This is a genomic window from Pseudarthrobacter sp. H2, assembly GCF_050157045.1.
Taxonomy (GTDB): Bacteria; Actinomycetota; Actinomycetes; order Actinomycetales; family Micrococcaceae; genus Arthrobacter.
Genome location: NZ_CP189594.1, coordinates 3,116,593 through 3,143,151, shown reverse-complemented (window position 1 = coordinate 3,143,151; position 26,559 = coordinate 3,116,593). Strand labels below are relative to the sequence as shown.

14 protein-coding genes and 1 tRNA gene are annotated in these 26,559 nt (G+C 63.3%); 6 read left to right on the top strand and 9 right to left on the bottom strand.

Annotated elements, in window-relative coordinates; all coding sequences use genetic code 11:
• The 5 genes from ACQCSZ_RS14690 (at position 1) to ACQCSZ_RS14670 (ending at position 10,204) form a co-directional block, all read left to right on the top strand.
• Positions 1-2,676, top strand: coding sequence for a hypothetical protein (locus ACQCSZ_RS14690; protein WP_427004477.1), 2,676 nt, complete (start codon positions 1-3; stop codon positions 2,674-2,676).
• A gap of 824 nt (positions 2,677-3,500) precedes the next feature.
• Complete coding sequence (locus ACQCSZ_RS14685) at positions 3,501-5,216, top strand: hypothetical protein (protein ID WP_427004476.1); 1,716 nt, start codon at positions 3,501-3,503, stop codon at positions 5,214-5,216.
• Positions 5,206-7,995: a hypothetical protein gene (locus ACQCSZ_RS14680; protein WP_427004475.1), complete on the top strand. Its 2,790-nt coding sequence runs from the start codon at positions 5,206-5,208 to the stop codon at positions 7,993-7,995. The genes ACQCSZ_RS14685 and ACQCSZ_RS14680 overlap by 11 nt, the downstream gene beginning before the upstream one ends.
• Positions 7,996-8,243: 248 nt before the next feature.
• Positions 8,244-9,044, top strand: a complete 801-nt coding sequence (locus ACQCSZ_RS14675) for a hypothetical protein (RefSeq protein WP_427004474.1) — start codon at positions 8,244-8,246, stop codon at positions 9,042-9,044.
• Positions 9,044-10,204 (top strand): TRAFAC clade GTPase domain-containing protein, encoded by a 1,161-nt coding sequence (locus ACQCSZ_RS14670; RefSeq protein ID WP_427008355.1) that lies wholly within the window; start codon positions 9,044-9,046, stop codon positions 10,202-10,204. The genes ACQCSZ_RS14675 and ACQCSZ_RS14670 overlap by 1 nt, the downstream gene beginning before the upstream one ends.
• A gap of 111 nt (positions 10,205-10,315) precedes the next feature.
• Here ACQCSZ_RS14670 and ACQCSZ_RS14665 read toward each other — a convergent pair whose 3' ends face one another.
• A complete protein-coding gene (locus tag ACQCSZ_RS14665; protein WP_427004473.1) occupies positions 10,316-11,899 on the bottom strand; it encodes an SIR2 family NAD-dependent protein deacylase in 1,584 nt (527 codons plus the stop codon).
• 132 nt (positions 11,900-12,031) lie between these two features.
• The gene (locus tag ACQCSZ_RS14660) at positions 12,032-12,610 is read right to left on the bottom strand and encodes a DUF7255 family protein (protein WP_427004472.1); all 579 of its coding nucleotides are present in this window, start codon (positions 12,608-12,610) and stop codon (positions 12,032-12,034) included.
• A gap of 107 nt (positions 12,611-12,717) precedes the next feature.
• Between ACQCSZ_RS14660 and ACQCSZ_RS14655 the strand changes: the two genes are divergently transcribed.
• Complete coding sequence (locus tag ACQCSZ_RS14655; protein ID WP_427004471.1) at positions 12,718-15,873, top strand: DUF3427 domain-containing protein; 3,156 nt, start codon at positions 12,718-12,720, stop codon at positions 15,871-15,873.
• Positions 15,874-16,928: 1,055 nt separating this feature from the next.
• On the opposite strand, the gene ACQCSZ_RS14650 is transcribed toward ACQCSZ_RS14655, so the two are convergent.
• The 7 genes from ACQCSZ_RS14650 to ACQCSZ_RS14620 form a co-directional block, all read right to left on the bottom strand.
• The gene (locus ACQCSZ_RS14650; protein ID WP_427004470.1) at positions 16,929-18,248 is read right to left on the bottom strand and encodes a helicase C-terminal domain-containing protein; all 1,320 of its coding nucleotides are present in this window, start codon (positions 18,246-18,248) and stop codon (positions 16,929-16,931) included.
• Positions 18,249-18,267: 19 nt separating this feature from the next.
• Positions 18,268-20,025, bottom strand: coding sequence for a hypothetical protein (locus ACQCSZ_RS14645; protein WP_427004469.1), 1,758 nt, complete (start codon positions 20,023-20,025; stop codon positions 18,268-18,270).
• A gap of 46 nt (positions 20,026-20,071) precedes the next feature.
• Positions 20,072-20,491: a hypothetical protein gene (locus tag ACQCSZ_RS14640; RefSeq protein ID WP_427004468.1), complete on the bottom strand. Its 420-nt coding sequence runs from the start codon at positions 20,489-20,491 to the stop codon at positions 20,072-20,074.
• Between the two features lie 151 nt (positions 20,492-20,642).
• On the bottom strand, positions 20,643-21,317 hold the full coding sequence (locus ACQCSZ_RS14635) for a phospholipase D family protein (RefSeq protein ID WP_427004467.1): 675 nt from the start codon (positions 21,315-21,317) through the stop codon (positions 20,643-20,645).
• Positions 21,318-21,754: 437 nt separating this feature from the next.
• A tRNA-Leu gene (locus tag ACQCSZ_RS14630) sits at positions 21,755-21,837 on the bottom strand.
• A 1,031-nt stretch (positions 21,838-22,868) separates the two neighbouring features.
• Positions 22,869-23,195, bottom strand: coding sequence for a hypothetical protein (locus ACQCSZ_RS14625; RefSeq protein ID WP_427004466.1), 327 nt, complete (start codon positions 23,193-23,195; stop codon positions 22,869-22,871).
• Positions 23,196-23,433: 238 nt separating this feature from the next.
• A complete protein-coding gene (locus ACQCSZ_RS14620; protein ID WP_427004465.1) occupies positions 23,434-26,556 on the bottom strand; it encodes a type III restriction-modification system endonuclease in 3,123 nt (1,040 codons plus the stop codon).
• Positions 26,557-26,559: the final 3 nt, after the last annotated feature.

The window sequence follows — 26,559 nt, the reverse complement described above, 5'->3', positions numbered from 1 at the left end:
ATGGAAGCGTTGACAGTCTTCCTAGCCCCCCGTGGAATCACCGCAGGCGTCCGTGAGGCTCTCACCGACTGGTCCGGGCTGGGTCTCATTGGCAGCTTTGTCTGGATTGAACCGGGCATGGTTACTCCTACCCGTATCAACGGCCTGCTGGTGACGGCGGGAAACCAGCAGGGCATCAGCTTGCAAAGCCTGGCTGGGACCGGCAGTTACGACCGCCTCCGGCTCTGCGTACTCGTGCCCGGCGTCGCCGGGCACGAACAGGTGGACTCTGCGGTCAGCCAGCGGATTGCCGAAATGCTGGAATCGTCCTTCGGCGGCCGCCCGGTGCTCCGGGTCCGCGCCGTGGTGGCACGCAATGGTGAAGCGGATGTGCTGGACGGGCTGGCACAGGGAGGCTGGCACAACCTCGTGCTGGGACCGGAGGAAGCCGCCGGGCCGGGACTTGGCCACCACCAGCTTTATGCCACGACGGACCCCGGTGACTGGGGTGTGCATGCGGCAGCCACCTGCGCAGGAGTTCTCGGCCTGTGGGCCGGCGGCGCGGAATCGCTGCTGGATGGGGAGGCCCCGCTGCCGGGGGAGAGTGCCAGGCTGGTCCGCGCCTTTTATCGGACCTTGGATACGACTGCCGTCGAGGCAGAGCTTCGTAGCCAGGTCCTCTCGATGGACGACGGCGTGCCGCTGCCCACGCACTTTGGCACCTCAGCCATCTACATCGAGGACTCCGGATTGGCCGCAAGGACCATGGCGGACCAGCTCTGGGCCAAGCACGAACGTTCCTTGCGGGGAGATCGGGAACAGGCCGCACCGCAGCCGGTCATCGCCATCGGTCCTTGGGCTGCCCTCAAGATGATGTTCGGTTTCCTGTGGGCGGCGTTGAAGAACGCCCCCCGGAGCTGGGCGCAGCGCGTGGCTACCCGGGTGAAGTCGGAAGCAGCCGCCGCCGTGCATGGCCTTGTTTTCGGCTCCGCGCCGTCGCAGTACTCCGTGATTGTGGATGGCGTCGGCCCGGATGGCTTGCCGGTCTCGTGGCTGGAGATCCGGGACGCGGCCGCAAGGCTGGACAAAGTGCTGGATGAAGCCGGCATGCCTCGGGAGCACCAGGCCCCTGCCGACCTCGCCATGTTCTGGCAGGATTATGCGGCCGGTGCGCTGACACTCGTCGATGCCGGTGAACGCGTCAGCGCACTGCCGCCGGTGCAGATCGGCGCACAGCGGGCCGTGCTCCGCGACACCAGTAGTGCCGTCCCTGGCGCCGCGTCCGGATTCTCCGATATTCCGTCGCCTCTGGCTGCCGCAATCCATTTGGATGCGCTGGCGCCCTACGACGTCCTGGGCACCCTCAACATGGAGGAGCGACTGCAGCGCGCAGCGGGGGATCCTAATCTGGGCATACCGGCCAGCACGGCACTGGACGCGCTGCGACGCTGGAAGCTCCGCTCCGAGGAAAGCTATGCGGTACGGGTGGGGACCAAGATTGGCCATAGCCTGATCTCCGTCAGGAGCGAGGTCCAGCAACTGCTGCACCAGATCCGCAGGGCGGCCAGTGCCGATGACATGCTCGGCGCCGTGCTGGCACGCCAGAAAAAACTGGCCTTGTGGATGAAGATCCTGCTGGGCGCCCTGCTGGTGGGGTGGGTGGTCACCATAGTGCTCGTGGCCCGGAATGACATTGAACTTTCCACCGGCGCCGCCGTCTGCGCCGGTCTCGTCCTGGCTTGGTTGGTCGCCGCGCTTCTGATTTTCATGAACGGGCAGCGGGACCTCTTCCGGCTGGTCAACGCACGAAGTCAGATGCTCAGCGGCGATGAGATTGCGCGAAGGAATTTGAGACACGCACTCCGCGATCTGCACAGGCTGGGTGCTGCCTACAGCCAGTTCCTGGCCTGGTCCCGCATCATCGGCATCGTCCTGGGCGAGCCGTTCGGCCGCGCCGGTCATGACGTCCGGGCCAAGGCGAAGTTTGTCCAAGGCCTGCCGCTGAACGTCAAAGTGGGTGCGGCGTTGGTGCAGCCGCCAGCCGTCGCGGCCGCCGCCGCCCAACTGCGGCACGATATCTTCGCCGTCGGCTGGCTGACGAGGCCGTGGGAGCGGGCCATGGCCACCGCCGGAGACCTCATCGGGCCGCGGGGGTATGAGCTGGCAGCCCGTCCCGAGGCCATTTTCCGCCAGTCGGGGGACGGCGAGCTGTCTTTGCTGCGCGATTGGATCAGCGCACTGGATGCGGAGGGCACCGATCCTTCCTCAGGCCAGGAAATCTGGGCAGGGGTGCTCGACGACATGGCGGGCCCGAGGGCCGCCATGTCCGCAAACCTGGTGGCGACCGTGAGTGAGGTGCGCGGTTCGGCGGTCGTGCAAACACCGTTGGACGTCTTCATGACCGGTGTAGATAGCACCCCGGACAAAGGGCGGCTAGATCACTTTGATGGTGCAGTGCTCACCGACGTGGCGCGGAATGCGGGGCGTGCCGCCGTGGAGCGGAGCGTGCCCTTTAGCTCCCATTCCGGGTTGACCCGGCGTGCCGGTCTGATCCAGCTCAGCGGCGGAATCCCGCAGCACGAATTCCTGATCGTCAGCTCCGGCGATGGGAATTCCTGGTCGGGTCACCCTCCGCAGGACGCAGTGCAGGACGACGGCAGCGACAGCTTCGCAATGCCGGCGGGTCCCACCTTCTGACACCTGAGCGCGGGTCCGGACGCTTTCCCGTAGGCGGGCCCAGGGCGGCTCGTAATTTTAGAGATCGTGAATGAAGAGGCATGATGAGAGATCAGAAGTACCAGGCCCGGCTCACGGCTCTGACGCTCTGGGCGGACCTGGTGACCGCGAGGGGGTATATTCCGCCCGCGGCGGCGGATCTGGCCGCCATTGCTGAACACAAGAAAACGGACGCCCCCGGGGTCGACCAGACGTCGGTCGGACCCTGGCGGGAGGCCCTCAAGGAACTCCTGAAGCTGCTCGCCTTCAACATGGCCGATCCGCACCTGCAACTGGGCCCGGAGTTCGATGAACCGGGGCCCGGTGCCACCAGGCTTGCCCAGGCGCCGTCCCTGCCGCCGCGACCCGCGTCGGGCCGTGAGCCGGGCCCGGCGGGGTCCTCCGCGATGGATCCAGCCTTCCTGGCTCTGAAGACATGGCGGAACAAGGCCATTGCGGAGAAGCGCTTGTCTCCAAGCAACCTCAAGGAAGCTCAGCTTCGTTTGTTGGTTAATTCAGGGCAAACGACAGAGGCGGAGATCCGTTCTGCGTTCCCTCCCGCAGTCGCGGAATATGCCGGGGAGATGGCGGAGGTCCTGACGGGGCTTCACCCCGCCGGCGGGGCAGGAGAAACTGCAACTCGTGCGGAGCCGGCTCCCGCGGAGGCCGCCCCGGTGGCCCGTAGCGCACGGCCGCAGCCCGCATCACCGCATGCCGCGCCAGTGCGGGCCGCATCGCTGGTGCCGCCCGCCCCGGCCAAGGCACCGGCTCGTGCCCAGGCAGCTGTTCCCGTGCCACATGCCGCCGTGGAGATTGATCCGTCCGGTTTCGCGGCTTTCGACTACGGCGCCCAAACACCTGCCCAGGCAAAAGTGGATGCGCGCAAGGATTCGCAAGGTCGTCGTCGGTACTCGTGGCCGCCGGCACAGACCGCCAGTCCGGTGAAAATTTACCGGCTGGTCTCCAGCGACGAGCATGAGCCCTATGCACCGGATCAGGCGGATCTGGTGGCGGCAACGACCGCTGCGGAATCTGTTGACGAACGCCCCTTTACCACGGCAGCGCGCTACCTCCAGGTGTGGCTGAACGAGGGACCGGGTGTGGCCGAGGCCATGGCCTCGCAGCCTACGTTGTATGCCCGTGGCGAGTACGTGGCCGAGGTCGGTAACGTCGAAATCCGGGAGGATGAGGGACGCGTGGTCGGTCGGTGGACCGTGCTGCCCGGAACGCAGAAAGTCCAGATCTTCCGGATCCCCATCGAACGCGCTGCCACTGGCAGCGGTGATCAGCGATACCGGATCCAGCCGGAGTCGGGCAACCTCGGCGGATTTGTCGACGGCGACGCGGAGCGGGGCAAAGGCTATCTCTACCAGGTCTGCGCAGAAGCTGCCGTCGGCGACGACATCCGGCTTTCCAACCCCACGGCCTGTACTGTCCGGGTTTCGGCCGTGTTGGAACCCGTCACTGACATGCGCATTGAAATGAATCGTGACAGCGAATCCTCGTTGTTCGACCTGCGCTGGAGTATTCCACCGGGAGGCAGCGTGGTGGTCTACCGGACAGAGCAGCCTCCCCAGGCCGGTCTCGAGCTGAAACCCCTGTCGGAGGATTCGCTGCAGATTAGCGGGCTAATGCCTGAATCCCGGCTTTCCAACCCAGTGGAGCAATTCGACGGCGGCGCCACCATGCTCAGTATCCCGTGGCCTGCCGGCTGGATGCGTGCGTATTTCACCCCTGTGACGCTGCTGGAGGGAATGGCGCATGTGGGTACAACCATTTTCAAGTCGCGCAATGACAAGGTCCGGAACCCGAGGGTCCTGGAACGCATCAATAGCCAGATCCTGACTTTTGAGTGGCCGGATGGTGCGGACTCCGTGATGGTTTACAGCGGTCCCACCGGCCAGGATCCGGAACTGTCGCTTAATAGCCCGGCAGTGGAAATTTCCCAGCCCGATTACCGGCGTCGCGGTGGACTGCATTTCACCCGCTCCCTGCCGTCGACAGGGTGTGATCTGCAACTGGTTCCGGTAAGTTTCGAGGCCGGCACACGCGTGGCCGGGCCTATCACTACCGTAAATTATCCGCCGATTCTGCGGCTGAGGTACCAGGTGGTTGCGGCGAAGAGCCTGCGCGGGAAGCTGACGGGTGTCTCCGTCACGGTGCAGACCTCCGAAGCAGGCGTGTCCATGCCGCCCTTCGTCTTGGTTCACAACCCCGACCGGCTGCCGCTGACTACCCGGGACGGGACAGCCCTGAACATGGTGCCGAACATTGACGGGGCCCCGGCTCCGGTACGCCGGTTCACGCCCGACGCCGGATCCGGGCTTGACGGGCCGGTGCCCTGGAAAACGGATCCCGGCTCGTGGACCACGGATGTCAAAGCTGCGGGAGGCTTCGTGCGCCTTTTCGCCGATCTTCCAGTGAATGTCTTGCGGCACGTAGCGCTCCTGGATCCGCCCATCACGTCCCTGCGCCTCAGCGGTGCGCCGAGCAGGGTGAAGGGGTTCTTTGGTGGCCGCTAACTGGACGCCTGAAGCTGCTTCGGATCCTCCCGCGGTAACGCCACCACGGTGGGGCCAACTGACCTACGCATCCTTTGACCCGGAAAACGGGGCCGGTGGCGGCTGGCAGGTGATGAGCACCGCGGGGGACCTCAGCGATGGCGAGATCGAGGCGCTGCGGCAGCGGATTGTCACGAGGTTCGATTCTGACACTCTATTGGGCGCCTTTCCCAATGCTGCGGAGCTTGAGGCCCTGCCACGACGGTTGACCTACATTTGCGATGACCGGGGCCAGGGCGCCTACTGGCACAGCACCATGGCGGGACGGGATTCCACCGGAAGGCCCGGGAATGTCTTCAGCCACGTGCTGCTGGACCGCGCCACGTCGCAGCCGTCGCCTGCCTTCCGGCCGATCGAGATCTGGCGTTCTCCTGGACTATTGTGTCCCTTTGGCCCGGAGCAGGTGCGCGATGCCATGTTGCCGGAAGACCCCCATCCGGTGTTCGGCGCGACCCTGGGCCGGCAGGACGTGCTCGATTTCCTCTTTGATCCAGCCGAGTGGCGCGTCGGGTTACTCAGTGCCCTGCTGGACGCAGTGTCTGCCGCGCTGAACGACGGCCCTCCGGTGGTGCTAATTACCGGCTCTGCGGATACTGCCGCGTTGTGGATTGCGGCGGTGAGTACGCTGGCGCCCGCCGATTGGGTCCGCCGGATGAATTTTTCGGTGTATGAACGGGCCACAGCGCTCGGTGCCGTTTTCGACCGCGGCCTGCACCTGGTCTGTGTGCCGCGGGCCGACGCCGAAGCTCTTTCGGAGCATTCCGGGTTCACCATTCTTGATGAGCGGGAAATGCCGGACCTTGGGGAGGTGGAAGGCCGGGCCCATCAGACCCAGGCCGGCTCCCGTATTTCACCGACCCATTGGTCCGCCTTGGCGCAGGCGGCGCTGGTGGATCAGTCTACCTTTTCCACCGCCACTTCCATGATGGATGACGTCGCGGACCGGGTAGGCGATACCGGGAGGGAACCCAGCTGGGCCTTGGCTATGGCGGCCCTGCGCCTGCCCGACCTCTTCGCGGACTATCAGGCTGAGGCGGCCGCCGTCATCGCGCGGCACTCTCCGGATTCCCTGGACGAGGATGACGAGCTGATGCAGCTGGCCCGGGAAACCATGCAGCAGAACACCGGCGGCACGGCCGGCGAGGCATGGGCTGAACTTGAGCAGGACGAGGCGTCCACGCTGATGCGGCAAGTGCTGATACATAACTATCTGCAGCGTGCGCTCGAGGACGATGAGTGGTTGGCACGTCCCGGCGCCATCCCGATGCCTTCCGATTACCGCGCTGAGAGCTGTACGCCGGAACTGCGGCAGGCCGCGCGGTCGGCTATCCTGTCGCTGCAGCGCAGATTCTCCGAGGAGTGGTCACCGGGGCTCCCCGCCGCGGCCCTCAGGATTTTGGATTTCACCCACAGCAACGGATTGGTCAATGCGGCGGACGGCTCCAGTGAGTCCCTCGAAGATGCCATCTCGGAGATCCTCGAGCGAACCGTCTTCCAGGTTGTGGATGACGACGAACGGGCCGAAGCGCTGGTGCACGAGGCGGGAGCACTTGTTTCCGATCCGCTGCGCCGAAGGGTGCTGGCGGCCATCGAAAACAGCGTCAGATTCGTTTCCCGGCCGGTCGGCAGCCGGATTCCTCCGGCGTTCTTTGACTGGTTGCTTGGTGCCTTCCCGCCCCTCGCGCCCTCCAGTATGCTCCTGGAGCCGCACGCTGCCGTGCCTCCCCTTGCCGTAGAGCACGCCATCTGGCTGTGCCGGAACGGGCTCGGCCACGTTGATGGGGCCCGGGTAGTGGCCGCGACGGGGCTTATGGAACCGGCCCAGGCTGAAGTTGTAGATCCGGTCCTGGCCCGAGTATTTGTGCACCACCCCCCGTGGGGTGCTTCCGAGCTGCTATATCTGGAACAGAGATACCCCGGCGAAATGCCCGGCGAGTTCTTCCCGTCCGCGTTGTTGAGGGAGCAATGGTCCCAGCCCCTGGAAGAGCTGATCGGGGCTGTCCTGGACATCCGCGGAATCACGGACGCAAGCGCACCGGAGGTGCGGTTTGCCCAACTCCGGCGCACCGCCAGGCAACCGTGGGCGGACGGGTCTTCGGACGGGGTGCGGAAGGAGGCAAGCTGGATCCTGAGCACGGCCGCACAAGCGATGACGGCCATGCAGGGCCGCCTTGAGCCCCCGGAACTCAGGGCACTGGTGCTTGAGGCTGCCGTGATCACCGTCGCCAATCCCCGGAATCCGTCCGGCCTCGGCAGGGAAGTGCGGAACCTGATCTCCGATTATGTTGCCGTTCCGGGGGATGGTCTTTCTGAAACATTGCAAAGCTGGGTGGATACCCAGGTGCTGGGCCGATGGGAGCTAGAGGAACTGACACGCCTGGCGATCGAGACAGCGCCCGGCTATCCGGGACCGGAAGACGTGCCCGGGGCCTTTATCTCCGGCGTGATGGTATTCGACGGGGGTGAGCGCCTCCGGCTGCTCGAGGTGCCGATCCGCCATGCCCTCAGGACGGGCCAGACGGATCCGACATCAATGTCCGACTCGATCCTGGCGAAGAACTGGAACCAGACATTGAATGCCGGCCCCGAACGCCTTGTGGAAAAGACCTATGAGGAGCGCCAGAAATTTTCCCGGGAATGGTGGAAAAGACTCCGCCAGGAGACCGGACCCACCGTGCAGGACACGCCGAAGCCCGCGCGTTTCGGCGGGTTCATGTCTGCCATTAGAAAGGATCGATGATGCCTACATACATGTTGGAGGGCACGAGTGAAGTCCGGCTTCGGGTCCGCCCGCTCCGCCTGACCCTGCGAGTTGAGGGTGGCTCAGCCCATGCCTGGCTTGAAGTCATTCAGAAGGGCCGCCGGCAGGAATCAGTAGTCCGTCCCCCGGATGGGGTCATCCTTCCGGCGGTTGAGGAGCTGACGATTGTTTCAGTAGTCCCTGTGGGCCAGGACCGGTTCCCCTCTCCCACAGTGCTGCACTTCTCCGTGGCCGTGGAGGACAAAGCCTCTGTGGATCCCCAGCGTGCCGTGCTGGTGCCGATTGACGTTTCCGGCCTGGACCGGAAAGACCTGATCTCCGTGGAACGCATCGGGGACACACTGAGTCTCCGCGCCGCGCATCACCAGGAGGACGCGGATCTCGGCCGGCTGGGAAATGCCGCCCGAGTGGCCACCCGGGAAGTTCTGGGTGTCCAGTGGTTGGACGACGAAGCCGCCTTCAACATCATGCTGGCCGTGGACGGGTCCGGATCGGCGGTGGACCTGGTGCAGGAAGGGTCCGTGAGTGCACTGGCACAGGTGCTGACCGGAATCGCACAGGTCATAGGGGGCAGCAATCAGATGCGCGCCGCCGTCGTCGACGGCAATGTCCATCCTGTCCCACCGCACCAGCTGGCGGCCCTTCCGGCGGGCGTCGTCGCCGCGCATCAGGCCCGGATCCCATCGAGCGGTTTCCGTTCCGCCTTCCCCCGGTTGGAGAACGCAGGCGATGGGGCGGGCACGATCGTGTATCTGCTGACGGACTCGTTGCCGGCGGACATCCGCGATCTGGAACAGCTGGGTGAAGCGAACGAAACGCGTCACATCATTGCGATGACGCCGATGGCGGCCTGGCAGCTCCTCGGCGGCACCACCGTTTCGCACACCGTGGTGGAACCGGTGCTTCCGGGCCAAGACCTTGAAAGCCGCCTGCTGGGCGAACCGAACGCTTTGCACGGTTTGGTGAAATCGTTGCTTCAGCCCTGCTTAACGCCGCGCTCGGAGTTCCTGGAAGGGGTTGCGCTGTGATGACCCGTTGTCCCGGTTGTTTCCAGCACCTGCCCGATGATGGCTACCTGTGGATCTGCCGGTCCGGACGATGCCCCGCCCAGCGTGATGACGTCGCGGGGCGCTATGCCGGGAAGGAGGTCGCCAACGGCCCGCTGATTTACCGGCTCCGGCCTGCCAACGCCAGCAAGAACTGGGTCCCCGACGTTCCCTCGGGCTGCCCCGACTGTATGCAACCGGTTCAGGAAGCCTGTGTGCGGTGCCATCATGGACTGCTGCCGGGCTGGCGTGACGGCCAGGCAACCTGTGTGGCCATGAACGGGTCCCGTGCCACGGGTAAGTCCCTTTATATTGCCGTGCTGGTGAAGCAGCTGGATCAGCTCATGGCCAAGCTGAACAGCACCGTCGAATTCGCGGACGCCCGCACCCGCGAGAACTATACCGAGGTGTATGAGAAACCCCTGTTTGAGTCGCGCGGCCTGATGCCCCCCACGCCGAGTGCCATCACGGACAGTTCCTATCAGCGGGAGCCGCTGATCTTCAGTCTCGGCATCCTGAACGGCGTGCGGAGGTTCTTGGTGATCCGGGATGTGGCCGGCGAAGATATGGAGAAACCTCCTGCCGATACTTTGCCGTTGGCCTTCCTGGCCAATGCCGACGCCGTCTTTTTCATGTTTGACCCGATGGCGGTTCCCGAGATCCGGGCCAAGCTGCAGGACCTGATTCCCACCCAGCGTCTTTTGGGCGGCGATCCGCACACAGTGTTGGGCAACCTGATGAATATCATTGGGCCTGCCGCGCCCCGCTTGGCCGTGATCCTCTCCAAGTTTGACGCCATGCACGAGCTGCGGAACGTCGAGGACATTGACTGGCAGTCCATAATGTCCAACTCGGGCGCTGCTTTCCTCCGGGATCCCAGTCTCGAGAGCGCCGAGTATCAGGACGACGACGGCGAGCTCCTGCACGAGGAAGTCCGGAGCCTGCTGCACAAACTCAACGCGGGCCGCCTGGTCTTGAGCCTGGAGAATCCCCACAGCGGGCAGACGATCCCGTACCGTTTCTTCGCCGTGTCCGCATTGGGTGAGGCCCCTCGCGGGGAATCTGTCCACCCGCGCGGGATTGCCCCCTTTCGTTGCCTGGATCCCGCCAAATGGGTCTTGAGCCTGACCGGAGCAATCTGACACTGGGAAGGTGTGGCCGAATGCGGGATCTGGCCGTGGTAACTGCCGGCGTGGTCGGGCCAGGCCATAGAAACCGGAGGTCTGAGGACGTCGCGACGATGACGCGATTGGTCAGTACTCGGATTTTCCGGCGAGGCCCAGTTCCCGGAGGGCCTTGTCGAGCACGCCCCACACTTCGGCCGTCCCGGCTGATCTCTTTTGGCCGGCGAGGGCAAGGAGTTGCCGTCGTAAATTGAGTTCGTCGTCGGCGAGCCCTTGGTTGTAGGCGGGGGCCAGGAGATACGAATGGTTGTCTGTCGCGTAGGCGGCCATCATGTCCAGGAAGATCTCCAGCTCCCTTCCGGCCGTCACTAGGGCGGTGTGGACGGCGGCCTGGGCGGCGTCGGGCGCCGGGGCGCTGGACATGGGGAGGATGTCCAGTTTCCCTGCCCAGACGAGCTTTTGCAGCGGTTCGTGGAAGAGCGAGAGCACCGTGCCCATCTGGTGGTTCTTGGACGCGTCGTTCGGAAGTGCGCGCCTGACGTCGTGGACGATCTCGTGGAAATGGTCGTCGGCGAGCCCGAAGCCGACGAACAGCAAGTGATGGGTCAGCAGGTGCGCCTTGACGAGCGCTGACAGCGCGTCGCGGTTGCTGTTGTAGCCGAGGTAGTCGTCGCGGGTCAGCACGATGCTCTCCGGCTGGCTCACGGACCCGTGGAGTTTCAGCAGCCAGTTGTTGCCGACGGCGGGAATGTTCTCCGGCATGACCGTCCGTGGCCGCTGGGCGTCGCTGCAGGCCGTTTCGAAAAGCCGGTCGTAGTTCAGGGTGATCGCACCGGCGGACGGCAAGGTGGCGAGGAGCGCCGGCGCCAACCCATACCTCGGAAGGTCCACGGCCGCAGCAACCGCCTTGCCGAATGCCTCTCTGGATCCGTGCTGGTCGGCATAGAGCTGCTCGAGCACTCCGGCCTGGTCAAGCAGGCCCAGCCCTTGAAACGCGTCTGCCTCGGCTTCTTTGAGGTGGACACCGGTTCGCAGCGTCTCGAGGAGCTGGCCCCAACTCGGGGCACCGGCGCTGACACTGACGCCGGCGCCGAGGAACGGCACCAGGTGTCCGGCACCTGCGGTGTGGCCGAGGGACTTGGCTTTGTCATGCAGGTGGCCCCCGAGGGGCGGCCAGGACGAGCCATCGGCTGCCTCCCGCCGCAGCTTCTGGGCCAGTGAGAACGCGGCTCTGTCCCTCAGCACCAGCACCATGTCGACGCCGAAGCGGGAGGCCAGCTCGGTGGAGGCATCCAGGATTGCGCGCAGCGCAGCGCCAAGGTGGTTCCCCGCTCCGCCTCCCGCGGTCCCGAAGAAAGGCAAGGCAAGAAGCCGGTAGGGCCGGCCGCCTGCCTCCGGGAGAGCAGACGTGGCACAGCGCACAAACGCTTCAAGGCGTTCGGCGACGGCGGAGGGGCCCCAACTGCCGTCGTCGGGCACGGCCGTCATGATCGGCAGCGGGTCCGCCGGGTCCCAGGGTCGGATGGGCTCGGCCAGCGAGCTCCCGTTACGGAACTCTGCCGAGGCAGACGCCGCCGCCAAGGTTCGCAGCTCTGGATGCGCCTGAAGCCAATGCTGCTCAATGTTGACCCTGGAGTCGGTGGGAAGCAGCCAGGCGTCGCATCGAAGGTTCAAGATGTCGGCCATGGCTACGAAAACATGCGGTTGGGTCATGGAATCTGTCTACCAGAATCAGCGACCACGGCCAGCTCTCGACTCCCATTGCCCCTCCACAAGTTGATCGAAGGGACACCGAAATCCAACGATCAACCGAGGAGGACAAACCAGGCTGCGATAAGCCGCCGCCTACGAAATGGCCTGCAGTATCCGCTCGCAGTTTCGCTCGAACGCTGTTCTACCATTGCCGTCGGGTGCCGGCACCCGGATGACGGGAGGATGCCCCATCGCTGGCACTGCCAAATCGCGCAGGGCGTCGTAGTACGCGCGCTGCCGCTGCCGCCCGCCGGGGCCGAAGGCCGCCGCGGTCTTCGTCTGCCGGTACTTGTCTGCGGCCGACCCGAATTGGCGGCAGAGTTCTCGATATTCCTCGGCTTCGAAACCCAAGGGAGAATCCGATGCATAGTACTCGAATGACTTCAGGCGGAAGCTGGTGAAGTGTTGCACTTCATCAACCTCAATGATCGTTCCAGTCTCAAGGTGGATGAAGTCTCCAGGCAAGGCAGTTGTTCGCTTGGCCGTCTGCTCCGCGGCATTGCCTCCAAGAGCTAAGAAGATCTCGTGCAAGGGGCGGGTCACGTCGGAGGCTCGATCTGGTAAACCGAAGTGCCCTCGTTGATTCAGCCAGGTTTTCTTGTAGCGGACCAGGTCCACACCTTCGCGGCGCGCGGCTTCCAAAAACGCATTCTCACAGTCTCCGACAGGCATGGGCCAATCGTAGAACTCCGGGTGCTATTCGATAGAAATACTCCGTAGGCCAATTGGGGTGGGAGACTTTGTTGGGGCTCTAGCCTTCGACCCAATACCCTGGCGCAGTGACTAATTTCATTGGGGGAGGGACAGCGGAGCAGCTGCCCGAGGGTTTGTACGAACTTCTCAGTACTGATCAACTGAGCGGCCGTCTGAGCCAAGCAGCAGAACTACAGCCAATCTTCACGGATGTAGAAGACGAGGACACCCCGGACATCCTCTCCCGCCACGTGGCCGACGCCGTCCGGCGGGCCCTCGCCGCTGCCAAACCAGCCGACCGCGTGGCCCTCGCGAACAAGCTCCTCCAGGAACTGAACACCACAGACCGCATCGCCGAGGGCCCCACCCAACTCCAGTCCCTCCACCGCCCGGACACGCTCAAACGCCGCAACCTACGCCGTCCCACCACCAAACTCAGCGACTCGGCCCTGCTCACCAACAGCAAGGTCGATCCCAACCTCGCCGTGGAACTCAGAACCGAGATCGAGTCCGCGAACACCGTCGACCTGCTCTGTGCGTTTGTCCGGTGGACCGGGCTCCGCCTGCTCCAGCCTGCGCTCGAGCAGCTCAAGGAGCGCGGCGCCAGACTCCGAGTCATCACCACCACCTACATGGGCGCCACAGAACGCCGCGCCATCGACGAGCTCGTGACCCGCTACGGCGCCGAGGTGAAGATCAGCTACGAAACGCAGGCCACGCGCCTGCATGCCAAGGCCTGGCTGTTCCGCCGGGACTCCGGCTTCGACACCGCCTACGTCGGCAGCTCTAACCTCAGCCAGGCGGCGCTCCTGGACGGCCTCGAATGGAATGTCCGGCTCAGCTCCGTCAGAACGCCCACCCTGCTGCAGAAGTTCGAGATCACCTTCGACAGCTACTGGGAGCAGCGTGCCTTCCAAAGCTACGATCCGGAACGGGACGGCGAAAAGCTGGACGCCGCACTGGAACGCAACGGCGGCCGTCGGACAGCAGCCCCGGACGCAGCCACCGGCCTCGAAGTCCAGCCGTACCTCCACCAGGAGGAGATGCTCGAAGACCTCGAAGCCGAGCGGCTCAAGGGCTTCAACTACAACCTGGTGGTCGCGGCCACCGGCACCGGGAAGACTGTCATCGCTGCGCTGGACTATAAGCGGCTGTGCGAAGCCGAGGGCAAAGACCTCAAGCTGCTCTTCGTCGCCCACCGCCAGGAAATCCTGAAACAGGCCATGCGCACCTACCGTGACGTCATGCAGAACGGCACCTTCGGCGAACTCTACGTCGGCGAGCACAAACCCCGGCAGTGGAAGCACATCTTCGCCTCGGTCCAGTCGCTGTCAGCCCTCGGCATCGAGCAGCTGGAATCGGACTTCTTTGACGTCGTGGTCATCGACGAGTTCCACCACGCCATGGCGCCCACCTACCGCCGGCTGCTGGAGCATCTGCAGCCGCAGCAGCTCCTCGGGCTGACCGCGACGCCGGAACGGGGCGACGGCGTCGACGTCGCCAAGCAGTTCTTCGACGGCCGCACCGCCAGCGAACTGAGGCTGTGGGATGCCCTGGACGCGGACCTGCTGGTGCCGTTCCACTACTTCGGTGTCTCGGACGATGTCGACCTCAGCCAGCTGGAGTGGAAGCGGGGCAACTACGACACCGCGCAGCTGAACAACCTCTACACCGGCAACGACGCCCGGGCCGCCAAGGTGATCCGCGAACTCCGCGACAAGGTCACCAGCACGGACCAGATGCGGGCCATCGGCTTCTGCGTGTCGGTCCAGCACGCCCACTACATGGCCGAGGTGTTCAACCGTGCCGGCATATCCTCCGTCGCGGTCGACGGAAGCACCGACGACGCCGACCGCGCGGCGGCGCTGCAGCGGCTCCGCCGGCGGGAGATCAACTGCATCTTCGCCGTCGACCTCTTCAACGAAGGCCTGGACCTGCCGCAGGTGGACACCATCCTGATGCTCCGGCCCACGCAGAGCGCCACGATCTTCCTCCAGCAGCTGGGGCGCGGGCTGCGCCGTGCCGAGGGCAAGGCGGTGCTGACCGTCATGGACTTCATCGGCCAGCAGCGCCGTGAATTCCGCTTCGACCTGCGCTACCGTGCCCTGACCGGTTACGGGCGCAAGGAGCTGGAAAAGGCTGTCGAGGACGAGTTCCCCTACCTGCCGTCGGGCTCGCAGATCGTGCTGGACCGGGTGGCGCAGAAGGTGGTGCTGGACAACATCAAGGCGCAGCTGCGGTTCAACCGGAGGGAACTTATCCGGGACATTGCCTCGCATGCCGAGACTGAGCTGATGGCCTACCTCGAGCGATCGGGGAATGACTTGAAGTCGATTTACCATTCTGTGGGGGACTCGTGGACCGGCTACCTTCGCAGGGCCGGGCTGATCGAAGGGTTGTCGCCGATGGAGAGTGTCCTTCGCGGGAGGATCCGGGAGCTCTCGGCAGGTAACGAAAAGAAGCTTCTCAGCCGGATGGTGCGCCTGATCCATGTGGATGATCAGGAGCGGGCCGAGGCCTACTCGATGTTGGTTTATTCAGACGCGCCCCGCTACGCGGAGCTCGGAATGCGTGAGCAGACGTTCGCCCGGATGCTGTTTTACACGCTGTGGGACGACGGCGGCGGTTTCCAGTCGTACGACGCCGGACTGGACTATCTCCGCGGCTACCAGTTTGTCTGCAGCGAGATCCGCCAGCTCGTGAAGCTCGGCGTGGCCGCGTCCAAGCACGCGGCCAAGGGCCTCGGGGCGGGGCTGCAGCACATTCCGTTGCTCTCGCATGCGACCTACCGGCGTGAGGAGATCCTGGCGGCCTTGCAGTACGGTTCGCTGGAGCTCGGCAAGAACGTGCAGCACCGCGAGGGCGTGGCCTGGTGCCCGGCGACGTCCACCGACGCCTTCTTCGTCACGCTCAACAAAGACGACAAGAAGCACTCGGCAACAACGATGTACAAGGACTATGCCATCAGCCCGGAGCTGTTCCACTGGGAGTCGCAGAACACTACCCCCGCTCACAGCCCAGTAGCTCGCCGCTACATGGACCGAACAGCTCACGGTTCGTCCATTCTCTTGCTCACCCGCGACACCGAAAAAGACGAAACCGGGCTTACGATGCCATACACATGCCTTGGACAGGTGGACTATGTCCAGCACGCGGGGGAGAAGCCGATTGCCATCAGGTGGAGGCTGCACCGGCCGATGCCGGCCGATGTGTATGCGACGGCCGCTGCGGTGGCTCAGTGAACTCGATTGCCCAGGAATGCCCAATGTGTGAAAAACCTTTGGCATGCTTGCTGACAACGCCAGGATTCCTAATCACACGAGTCCACGCGGCCGCTATCGTTCAGCATCCGGACGCTCGTTCTCCGCGGTCGAGGCACAAATAAAACCCCGTCGTCATCGAACCTGAACCGGACAAGCCGATAAAGATGGGTCGTTGCCCAACCTGTGGGCAGGAGAAACAGCTACTTTCTGGGTCAACGCTCATGCCAGCACATAGGTGGAAGACAGGGCCGCCGTGCTCCGGCGGCGGCCGGGAGGCAGAGCGAGTGCGCATACGCGGCCAGTTTCGGCCGAACTACGGATTACCCGTATTCGGCACAACAAGCGTTCGGGCGGCGCCCTCCTCACCTCCAGGAACTGGCAAGCGGCGCTAGTATCTCGAATTGTCTTCAGCCCGCATCTGTCTGCGTAGGGTGCTACACCGAGCTCCCTAAACCGGCGACGCCCGGCTTCAGGACCTTGCAATAACGCGTCCTTGCTACCGGTGTTGTAGGTTAAACGATATTTGGATTTCCAACTTCCGCGGGGGAAATGATGGCGTCTGGTGCTCGCTCGAACGACACAGGGTGGCAGTGTCCTGCCTGCCGCAAGACCCTGGCGGCCAAGCCCCTTGCTGGCAGGGTCACGAAGCACGCAAATGCCAAGGGCGATTTGTGCATGGGCGTAAGCAAGCCAGCTGTCGACCTCGCGGCGAATTCGGCGTCGAAGGGCGGTCAGAGGACTCGAGGAAAAATCATAGCCCGGAAGAAAAATCCGAAGCCTGCGCCCCGCCCGGCGTTTCCAATAAAGCAATCAGAACGGGCAGTCACGGGAGTCAAGGAACGTCCTGCAATGCTTCCCAGTAAGAAGGCAACTGGCGCGTTTACTCTTCCCAAAAACCGTATAAAAGATGAAGATCACTGGTCGCTGTTTCAAGACGCCCCTCGCCAGGACATCGAAACCGACGGCGGCTGGCGCAGGGTGAGGCTCGGTACTTCACAAGGCACTGGGAAGCGGCGCTAAACTCCGTCCCCGTCTCAAGGCCTCAAATTCAGCGGCTTAATCTCAACCCCATCCTTGATCAAGCCCAGCAAGTCATCCTGCCGGGCCTGGCCCAGCGTGAGCCGATACTTCGCGAGCCCGGACAACATCTGCTTGGTTCTGGGCACATCTCGGCTTAGAGGGTGGTCCAGCAGCCTTCGCTGGATCTTGTGATCTCCAGGATGGATCCAGTGTGGAGCGAACTCTGTGTTGGAATCTTCCGGATGTGCCGCAACGTCAGCTGCAGCAACGGAGAACAGCGTCTCCCACGGATCTGTCACGCCGGGCTTCAGCACCTCTGCGCCGTGGGCCTCGGCGACATTCTTGCGAACAGCAAGTCCCAGATACCGGTGCACCCGGCCCTCTCGCTGCTCGAAATCGACGGGATTGCCGGGCACGTTCCAGTGGATGACAGAGTGAGCCCACCAGTGGAAGTCGATGCCTTCCTGGCCCACGGACGTCGACGCCAAGACAAACGGCCAGAACGGGCTGTTGAACGCCCTGCGGACATCGGGCATGCGGTTGCTGTCGCCGTCGTCCGTCTTGGCGTTGCTGTACCGGACGGCGAAGCGGACGCCCATGCGGAGGTCCTCGTGGGACCCGTCCGGATATTTGGCAAGCATCTGCGCCGGTTTGAGAGACAGGGACCGCCGGACGTCATTGGCCAGCGCCCAGAGCTGCTCGGCGGTGATATCCCCGGGGGCCTGCTGGCTGCGGAGCTGGAAGACGTACTCGTCCAGCACCGCCTGGAGGTTTCCGGCTTCGCAGTAGCGCAGGACCTTTTGCCAGAAGTCGCCTTCCGGATAGAGCTTGTCCAGCAGCTCGGTGGCGTCGAGCCGGTTATAGAGTGTGCGCAGGCCGGTTGCCGCAAACACGGCGGCCTTCCACAGCTCGGCGCCGTCGAAGTCGTCCGGCACCACGCGCTTCAGGGCAGGGTAGAGGCAGTTGGCGGGGGAGTTGACGGCCAGCTCTTCAATCCCGTCCTCCCAGCCCGCCGGTTCACCGGCCGAAGCCTGAAGCATCCGATCAACGTGTGCCAGGTAGAGTCCGGCCTCAGACCCCACTTCCTGATCCGTGTCCCCGGCGTCCGAGGCTTTGCCTTGCCGCTGGGTGAACTCGTCCAGGTCCCGCAGCTCCCGCTTGGCCAGCTTGGCATCGTTCTTCCACGCCGCCGGCAGAGCGCCGGGCACCGAGAAGTAGGACGCCCAAGCGCCGAGGCGGCTGGCTGGGTCGACGACGGCGCCGCCCACCATCGCGGTGCCGGCCACTGTGGCGGCATCCCTAACAACGTCGCCGGGCATCGAGGCACCACTCAAGGAGGCACTCTCCAGCGGATCACCGGCAAGTGCCAGAGCGGCACGGGGGGATGAACAGCGCCAGCGTGGACATGGCCTGGGGCTCACCGTCGCGGACACGGAAACGCAGGCGGCCGCGGAAGCGTTTGCGGGCCTCTGCGGTGTTCTCACCGTGCAGCGGCGACCCTTCAAGGATCTGCCGCTCGGCCTCGTAGGAGAGCATCGTGGTGATCGCCGTCGGGGCGGCGTTCCACGCCGAGAAGACCAGCTGCTTTGTGGCGTCAGCACCCACCTCAGCAAAAGCGCCGGAAGGCTCCACATAGGGGAGCGACGGCGGCATCCACAGCAGCTTCCACCACCCCTGACCGACGGTGTGCTCACGCACGGCCCTGAACTTGGGGTTGTCGGTCTCTACGGCGGCATATCTGCGATAGGCATCGGGGTCGATGGTCGCCAGGGCCGGCAGCACCGGGCCAACGGCTTCGCGGTCGCAGTGAATCCTGCCGTCCAGCATCCTGCCGACCTTGTAGCCGGTGAGGAAGTGCGCGAACATCGGCACGGATTTCCAGCACTCTATCGGATTGCCGGTGCGGGTGGCACGAAACAGAGCAGCCAGGGACCGATAGCTGGTGAGGTCCCCCGCTCGGACATTGGTAGGTGCCATCTCGATCACGTCGAGCATGTCGTCTTTGCCGAGCTGGGGCCGCTCAGTGCGGCTCATGAACAGCTTCAGCCCGTCCTCGATACGGCGGGTCAGCGCGTCATCCGGGACCTGTTTTAGCAGCTGGGTCCGGCGGTCGTCCAGATCAGCCTCGAGGCCTTCCATGTACCCAGGCCGTTCGCTGCTCAGGAAACGCAGCAGCTGCCGGAAGTCTGCGGCGTGGTCGTCGCCGTCTGCTTCGTTTGCCCCGGTGTGTGCCTTGTACGGCGTGGCCGAGAGCAGGATGAGTTTGGTGCCCTTGTAATTCAGGAATTGTCGCGCAAGCTCCGCCGCGGGATCCTCGTCGTCTGGCGCGGCGCCGTGGGAGTACAGCAGATCGCGGAAGCGCTGGAACTCATCCAGGATGATCAGATTCGGTTCCAGACATTCCAAGGCCGCTTGGGCCAGGTCTCCACGAAGCCCGCCGATGGTAGCGCTCATGCGGGGCCGGATAGCCGCTGCCCCGTCCGTCAGCGCATCGCGCATTGACACTTCAAATGCCGGAAGATTTCCACTGCTGTTGGCGAGCTGTTGAAACTTTTCGGCCACGGAGGGCGCAAACCCGTCAGGGAACAGTTCAACAAGCCTTTTGACCTCCCAATTGAAATTATGGGCGTGAGCGCCGGATCTCAGGAGCTCTATTGCATCCTCATGACGGTCCTCCTTCAACACGCTAAGTTGTTGGAGGATTCGAAACAGCACGGCACGCTCTCTGGCCTGACCCGGTGCTTTGCTGACGTTGAACGACGTGCCCGGAGTCAGCGAGATGAAGTTGACGCGCTTCCGTGTTCCCGGCGCCGCCGGAGCCTTAAGCTTGGCCAGCTCGGTGGGCAGCAGTGTCAGCCGGCCGGACTCGATGATGTCCTTCTGCCCGGTGACGTTAAGCCGGCCGAGGTTCTGCTTGGCCAGGTCAGCATTGGAGCAGACGTAGACGACGTCGATGCGGTCCACACCGGAATCCGGCCGGTCGAGCCGCTCAATCGCTTTCGCGATAACGCCTCGGGCCACCATGCTCTTGCCCAGACCGGTCTCGTCGGCGACGAGGAAGCGGTCCGCCGGCTGGTCATCCAGATAGAGGCGCTTGAAGACGTGTTCCACGGTCCGGCGCTGAAAGCCCCGGAGGCCGTCCAGCGCGGGCGTTGCGTCAAACCCCATGAAGTTCCCCCATGTTTAGTGCCTCGGTGGCTGCCGTCCACAGTGCGTGCAGCTGCTGAATCTCCGGATCATCGCCGCGAAGAGCGAGCAGCCGGTCCATCACTGCTTTCAAGTCCGGGAACACTGAACCGGCGTCCGGACCGGCCATAGCGCCCACCATCGCCTCAAAGAGTCCGGCGGTGGACCCGTCTCCAAACCCGGAACCGGCGAACCATCCAGTGCCGGTTCCGGATCCCGGTAGCGCATCTTCCGCGGTGAGGAACAACAGGAGGAACTGCCGGAGCTTCTGCGGATCGTCCAGTTGGCGGGCGATGATCTCATCCAACCGACCCGCAGGATCGGTGCGCAGGCTGCCCTGGATCACCGTGCTCTTGGACAGACCGGCCTCCGGGTCCTCGAGCGTGAGCACCAGATACGGGTCACATCTGCGAGCGGTATGGCGTGGAAGGCATGTTCGTGCTGACCGCCGGAAGGATCGACGACGGCGCTCGGCTGGGGGAGTGAGAGGAGCCGCAACTTCGCAGTGAACTCGGACTTCGGCGACCAGTCATGCGAGACGGTCACCGTGAACGCGCGCTTGGCTCCGTCATCGGGGACGGCGTCGAGGAGAACGGCTGCGCTGCAGCATCCCGCAGGGCGCTTTCGAGGCGGAAGGCCGCCACGTCCTCTTCTGAGCGCGCTTCGCCACCTGTGCCCAGATAGTCCGCGAAGGGAACGTCCTTGAGGCTCTCCTTGATGCGCTGCACGCCGAGGCGTTTCTTGGCGCCGCGCTTTTCCAGCAGGAACTCCACGTTCTTGGTGAATCCCGCCTCGGTGGCGTTGGCGGATCCCAGGATTGCGTAGGTGAAATGGTCGTAGTCGCAGAAGTAGGCCTTCGCGTGGAGACCGGTCAGATCGTCGGCGACACGTTGGACGCCTGACTCGTCCTTATCGCTCAAGCCGGAGTCCGAGGACTCGGGGATGCCGAGCTCATCAAAGGCTTTGAAGCACGTACGAGTGTCGGCCACCGTTGTCTCGTTGAGGAGGTCCAGTTGGTCGCCGCGCGAATAGACGTAGAGGTTCTCCGTCCACCTGTCCTGCAGCCAGCCGATCAGCTTGTCGTCGAGGAAAGGCGAGATTACAAGCTTGTCCCGGCCAAGGAAGGCGGCGTCTCCGGTCTTGTTGTTGAGCGCGATGAAGTTCTCCGGATCACGGAGGTGAGCCACGATCGAGCCCTGTTCAAACTCGTCGCCCATGCCCATCGGTCGGAACGCCAGGCGGTGGATATCCTCCTGTAGATCCAGCGGACGCCCGCCACTCGCGACGCGAGTCCGCGCACCCTGCCCAGGCGGTCGCCGTCGGGCTTTACGGTGCAGAGGTCGGGGAGCCCGGCAATGAAGCGCGCCAGGGGCCCTGGCAGAGCCTATTCCCGTTGACCACCAGCGAAACGGCGGGCGGAGAGATCCCTGCCTGCTCGGCGACGTCCCCAGGATTACGTTTGTCAGAGGCGGTGCTGGCCCATCTTTTTGACGTCGCAGTCCAAGGCCTCAGCGAGGCCGGGGCAGCACTCCGCTATGGAGTCAGCCGACTATGGGTCCACAAACTGCTCAAAGAAAACACCCCGGTCCGAAGACCGGGGTGCTAAGGGTGACCCGAGACATCCGTAATGGATGTCTCGACTCATCCCTCCTTGTGCGCGGAGGGGGACTTGAACCCCCACCCCCTTTCGAGGACTAGCACCTCAAGCTAGCGCGTCTGCCATTCCGCCACCCGCGCGGGTGGTGATTCGGAAAGCTTCCAGCCTTTCAGCGTTTTGCTTTTCTCCGAAGCAGCGAAAAAGACCTTAGCACGAAGCTTCCGAAACCGTGACAATGAGAGACCGGCTTTGATTTGAATTATGACGCACCCCACCGACAATATTTCGACCGCCGACAGCTCCGGTGGCGACGCCGGCGGAGTCACAAACCGCTCGTCTCGCAGTGGTCAATCGAGGCCGGCCGCCAAGTCTCTGCGCGGGAGAGGGCTGCCTTCAGCTCCCCTCCCGTCCGCCGGCCTCTTCCAACAAAGCACAGTCGCCAACCACAACAAGCAAGCTTCGAGCACTGGACAAGCCAACGTAGAGTTGTTCCGCCGCGCGGTCCAGGTCCTTGAACCCGTCCACACAAGACCACTACAGACCGTTCGAGGCCCTCGAACCCCAGAACGTGGCCATAGAACTCGGCCTCGTTGGCGTGGAATTCGCGCCAGTAGCCAACGGTGTCATCACGGTCGAAGAACCCCTGATGGATTGGATGGCGTTCCTTGGTTGTTTACCATCGCAATCTGGTTGTTCGCCCAGCCCTCCTCGATAAGGGCATCAATGCAGTCACCGGCGACCTCGAGGGCGTCCTCCGTGGCACATTGGACCCGACGGACAGGCAGGCCGGTGCTGCCCCGCGGAGTGAAGTGTTCACCGGCGAACGACTTGAACGTGTCAGCGATCTTTCGGTGTTCCGAATATTGAGCAAATCCTTCGTTTCTCGCTTTGGCGAATGGGCTGCAATTTCGCTAAGGTCTCGTGGAGCCCACGGAATCAGTTGTTGTTAGACCTTGCCGTCCTGAAAGATAAAGGCCACCACGCCGTGTCGCTCGCCTATCTGCCACCTGCCGGATCACCGCAGCCGCAAAGGCACTTTAGATGTGGACGCCGCCGCTGAGTTGTGGCGTGTCGGACGGCGTCGGCCTGACTTAGCTGGAACAACTCGGCACCCTCTACACCGGCAGCGACGCCCGAACTGCCAAAGTGATCCGCGAACTCCGCGACAACGTCACCAGCACAGACCAGATGCGGGCCGTCGGCTTCTGGCACCGACACGGAACCACTTGTCCTCGGCGGCGGCATCCTTATCAGTTAGGAATCGAAGGTCATACTTGAGGCCAAGTTCCTCGTCCTCAGGGTCCTCGATGAGATTCAAATAGAGGCGCTTTACCGGGAAGGCATCTGGACTGTTCAACCACGCATACTTTTTCTTCTCGGCGAAGCTCCCGTAGAGCGCGATCTTCAGAGACGTCGGCCGCTGCTGACCGTCAACGGGGCGGTCGTGCCCGCCCCGCCGGGACCGTGGCCCTGCCAGCATAGGGGTTGTCGCGCTCATGGAAGTTCGTGAAGAACTCGTAAAAGGTGAAGGGACTGAGCCGTCTCCCGCTTCACGTCCCACAGCAGGAACGAACCGACGGGCACCCGCACACGATGCTGTCAAAAAGCCCGGTGATCTGTTCCGCGCTCCAGACGAACTCACGCTGGATTGCAGGCATCAGGTACTCGCGCTGGTGGATTGCAGTGAGAACTTCTTCGATACTGCGTGGAGTCTGAAATGACAGGTGAGAGCCCTTCTAAGCCGTCACGAGCTGCATCAGCTCGCTGTAGTCCGTCACAACGTCATAGGTCACGTTGTCCCCATGGCTGTGGCTCAGTTCAGCGAAAAACTTCCGGGCGCACTCGATCTTGGCGTCCTCGACACCCTTCAGCTGGAGCGTCGACAGAGAGCCTTTGGTCTCCGCCACGAAGTAGACGTGCTTCACGCTGCCCTCGGTAAACGCGATCGCCCAGTCAGGGTTGTAATTTCCAACCGGGGTCGGAATGAAGAACCCCCGTGGGAGCTTCGCAAAGACCGCGACTTCCTTGCTGGTGTCTAGCTCGGTCACGAACGCACGTTCGATGTTCGAATCGGTAACGACGTAGTCGTAAATGTGCTTCGTCAGCTTACTGCCAGCATGAGTGAGATCCTGCTTCGTCTGATTTTCGGTGAAAATCGTCGAATCAAACCGGTCCTCCAGCGCGTCGTAGGCCAGGTGCTCGACGATGACGGTCGCCTTCTGTTCGTTGATGAGCCGGGCTGCTTCCGTGATGAACTGCTCCGGGTTGAGGCGGAACTTCGCGAATGTGCCTGGTGCCACGCCACGCAGGATCGCAGCGACGGTGCGACGGATCAGGTGTGTCTTCTCGGTGATCTCCCCAAGCAGGTCGTACTTCACCTGCGAACCGGCAGTGACCGCCTCCGTGTGGGTCTGCGTGCTCGACACCTTGAACCCTGCACCGCTCGTGAGGTCGCCCGCCTCCAGTGACTCGCGCTGCTCCCCGGCCTGCACGACGTACTGCATCGCAGCAACGTTGAGGTGTTTGTCGAGCACCGCGATGCATTTACGGATCAACTCCTGGGAGTCGAACTCGACCTGGTAGACGGCCTTGTGATTGATCCGGCCCCAGAGTGCCTGGAACTCCTTCTTCGCGAAATTCGCCTCGTTGAGCGGGATCTTCTTCGGCTTACGGTCGTCGATCGGTAGTGGCACGTCGAGGTACAGCACGTCCACGAGCGGCCAGACGAAGTCGATGACCGGCCGCAGCACGTCCGAGGTCGGCTTGGCAAGAGTTCCGGTCTCCTTCGCCTGCTTGTAGGTCTCGGAAACGGTGTCGTCGTCGTTGAGGTAGTCGTTCTTGATGAGGTACTTGTACAGGGCCTGCGCAAGTGCCTCCTCGACGATCGACTCGCCGCTGGGTGTCTGAATCGTCTTACTGGTGAAGAACTTGATGCTCGCCTTGCGCGGCCGGGTGGCCTGGGACTCCGCGATCTCCTTCTGGAGGCCGGCGACGAAGTCAGTGTAAGACTCGTCCGTGACGACGGTCAGCTCGTTGATGTCGTGCACCGTCACCGGGTTGTCCATGCGTTCGCCATGTTGATCGACTGCCAGGCGCAGACCACGCCCGATCTCCTGGCGGCGGGAGACGGTGTTGTCGCTCTTCTTGAGCATGCCCATCACGAAAACGTTTGGGTTGTCCCAACCCTCCCGCAGAGCAGAGTGCGAGAAGATGAACCGCACCCGCTCCGCGAACGACAGGAGACGTTCCTTTTCTTTGAGGATCAGGTCGTACGCGTCCGTGTCGGTCGACTGGCCCTTGTCATCCCCCCGACCGCTCACCTTGCCCTCGACCTGACGCTTAGTCTTCTTGTCGATAGAGAAGTAGCCCTCATGCACGGCACGGACATCATCCCGGCGTAGATACGCCTGGTAGGCGGCGGTTGACTCGTCGAGGGCGAGCTCACCGAGCACCTCGTTGCGGACCGCAGCGTACTCTTCCTCGAACACGCGGGCATAGTCTCCGAGGGTGTCCTCGCGGTCATAGTCGCGATACTTCGCGACCTCGTCGATGAAGAAGAGGGAGAGTACCTTGATGCCCTGGTTGAAGAGTTCGCGCTCCTTGTCGAGGTGGGCGCGGATCACTTCGCGAATCTGGATGCGCCGCTTCGTCTCCTGGGTCACGTCGCGGTCGGCCAGTTGACCGGCAATGACGACGTCACCGTTGCTCAGCTCGATCACGTCGCGGTTGGCATCGATCTCGGTGACGAAGAGGCCCTTGTAGGCTTCGATTCCCTTGGATAGGTCGTGCAGGTTGGTGCCCACGTCGAGGCGCTTCACCTGACGCTTGATCGGGCCGCCCTTCGTTTGCACCTCGATCTCAACCCTGGCTCGGGGCTTGGCACCCTTAGCGATCTCGATCGCGTCCAAGTAGAGATAGGCGGTCGAACCGGCCAGACCCTTGACGGTGATGCCTCGGACCGCAATCTTCTTGACGAGCTTCTGATTGTAGGCGTCGATCGCGTCGAGCCGGAGAACCTTTGTGTACTCGTGGTATGGCTTGTGTGTTGCCGAGTACCGCAAGACCACGAGCGCGTTGAACTCAGCAAGGGACTCGATCGATATCGACGCCTTCTTTGGTCTTCCAGTCTTGGTGTCGAACTCTTCCCCGAAACGCTGCGGTTCGTCCATGATCACGATCGGGCGGTTTGCCTTGATGACATCAATAGGCTTCCGTGATTGGAAGTCATCGAGCACGTCGTAGATGCGTCGCTGATCCTTACCGGTGGCGTTGAAGGATTGGATGTTGATGATCATCACCTGCACGCCGGCGTCCGAGCTGAACTTCTCCAGCTCGTGCAACTGCGACGAATTGTAGATGAAAGACCGTGGCTTAGTGCCGTAGAGCTGCTGGAAGTGCTGCGCGGTCACATCGAACGACTTTTTCACGCCCTCACGGATCGCGATCGACGGCACGACGACGATGTACTTTGACCACCCGTACCGCTTGTGCAGCTCCATGATCGTCTTGATGTAGACGTAGGTCTTGCCCGTACCCGTCTCCATCTCAACGGTGAGATTCGGGGCACCGGGCGCAGCCTTGCTGTCGATGAGTTTCGCCGACAACGGGAGATTCCGAGACCGCTGCACCTTGCGGATGTTCTCCAGCAGCTGGGCGCCAGTCAGTGCGATCGTAGCGTTCCGGAGACCCGAATCAGGCGTCTCGTTCGTGTCGAACAGAGTGGGGCTCGAATTCGGCTTTGCCTTGCCCGGATCGATGCGATACGAGATGCCGTCATGCTTGGGCTGGCCTTCGAAGACCTCGACGACGGAGTCGACGGCGTCGGTCTGGTACTGCTGAACCTTGAACTGAAGCTTCATCGC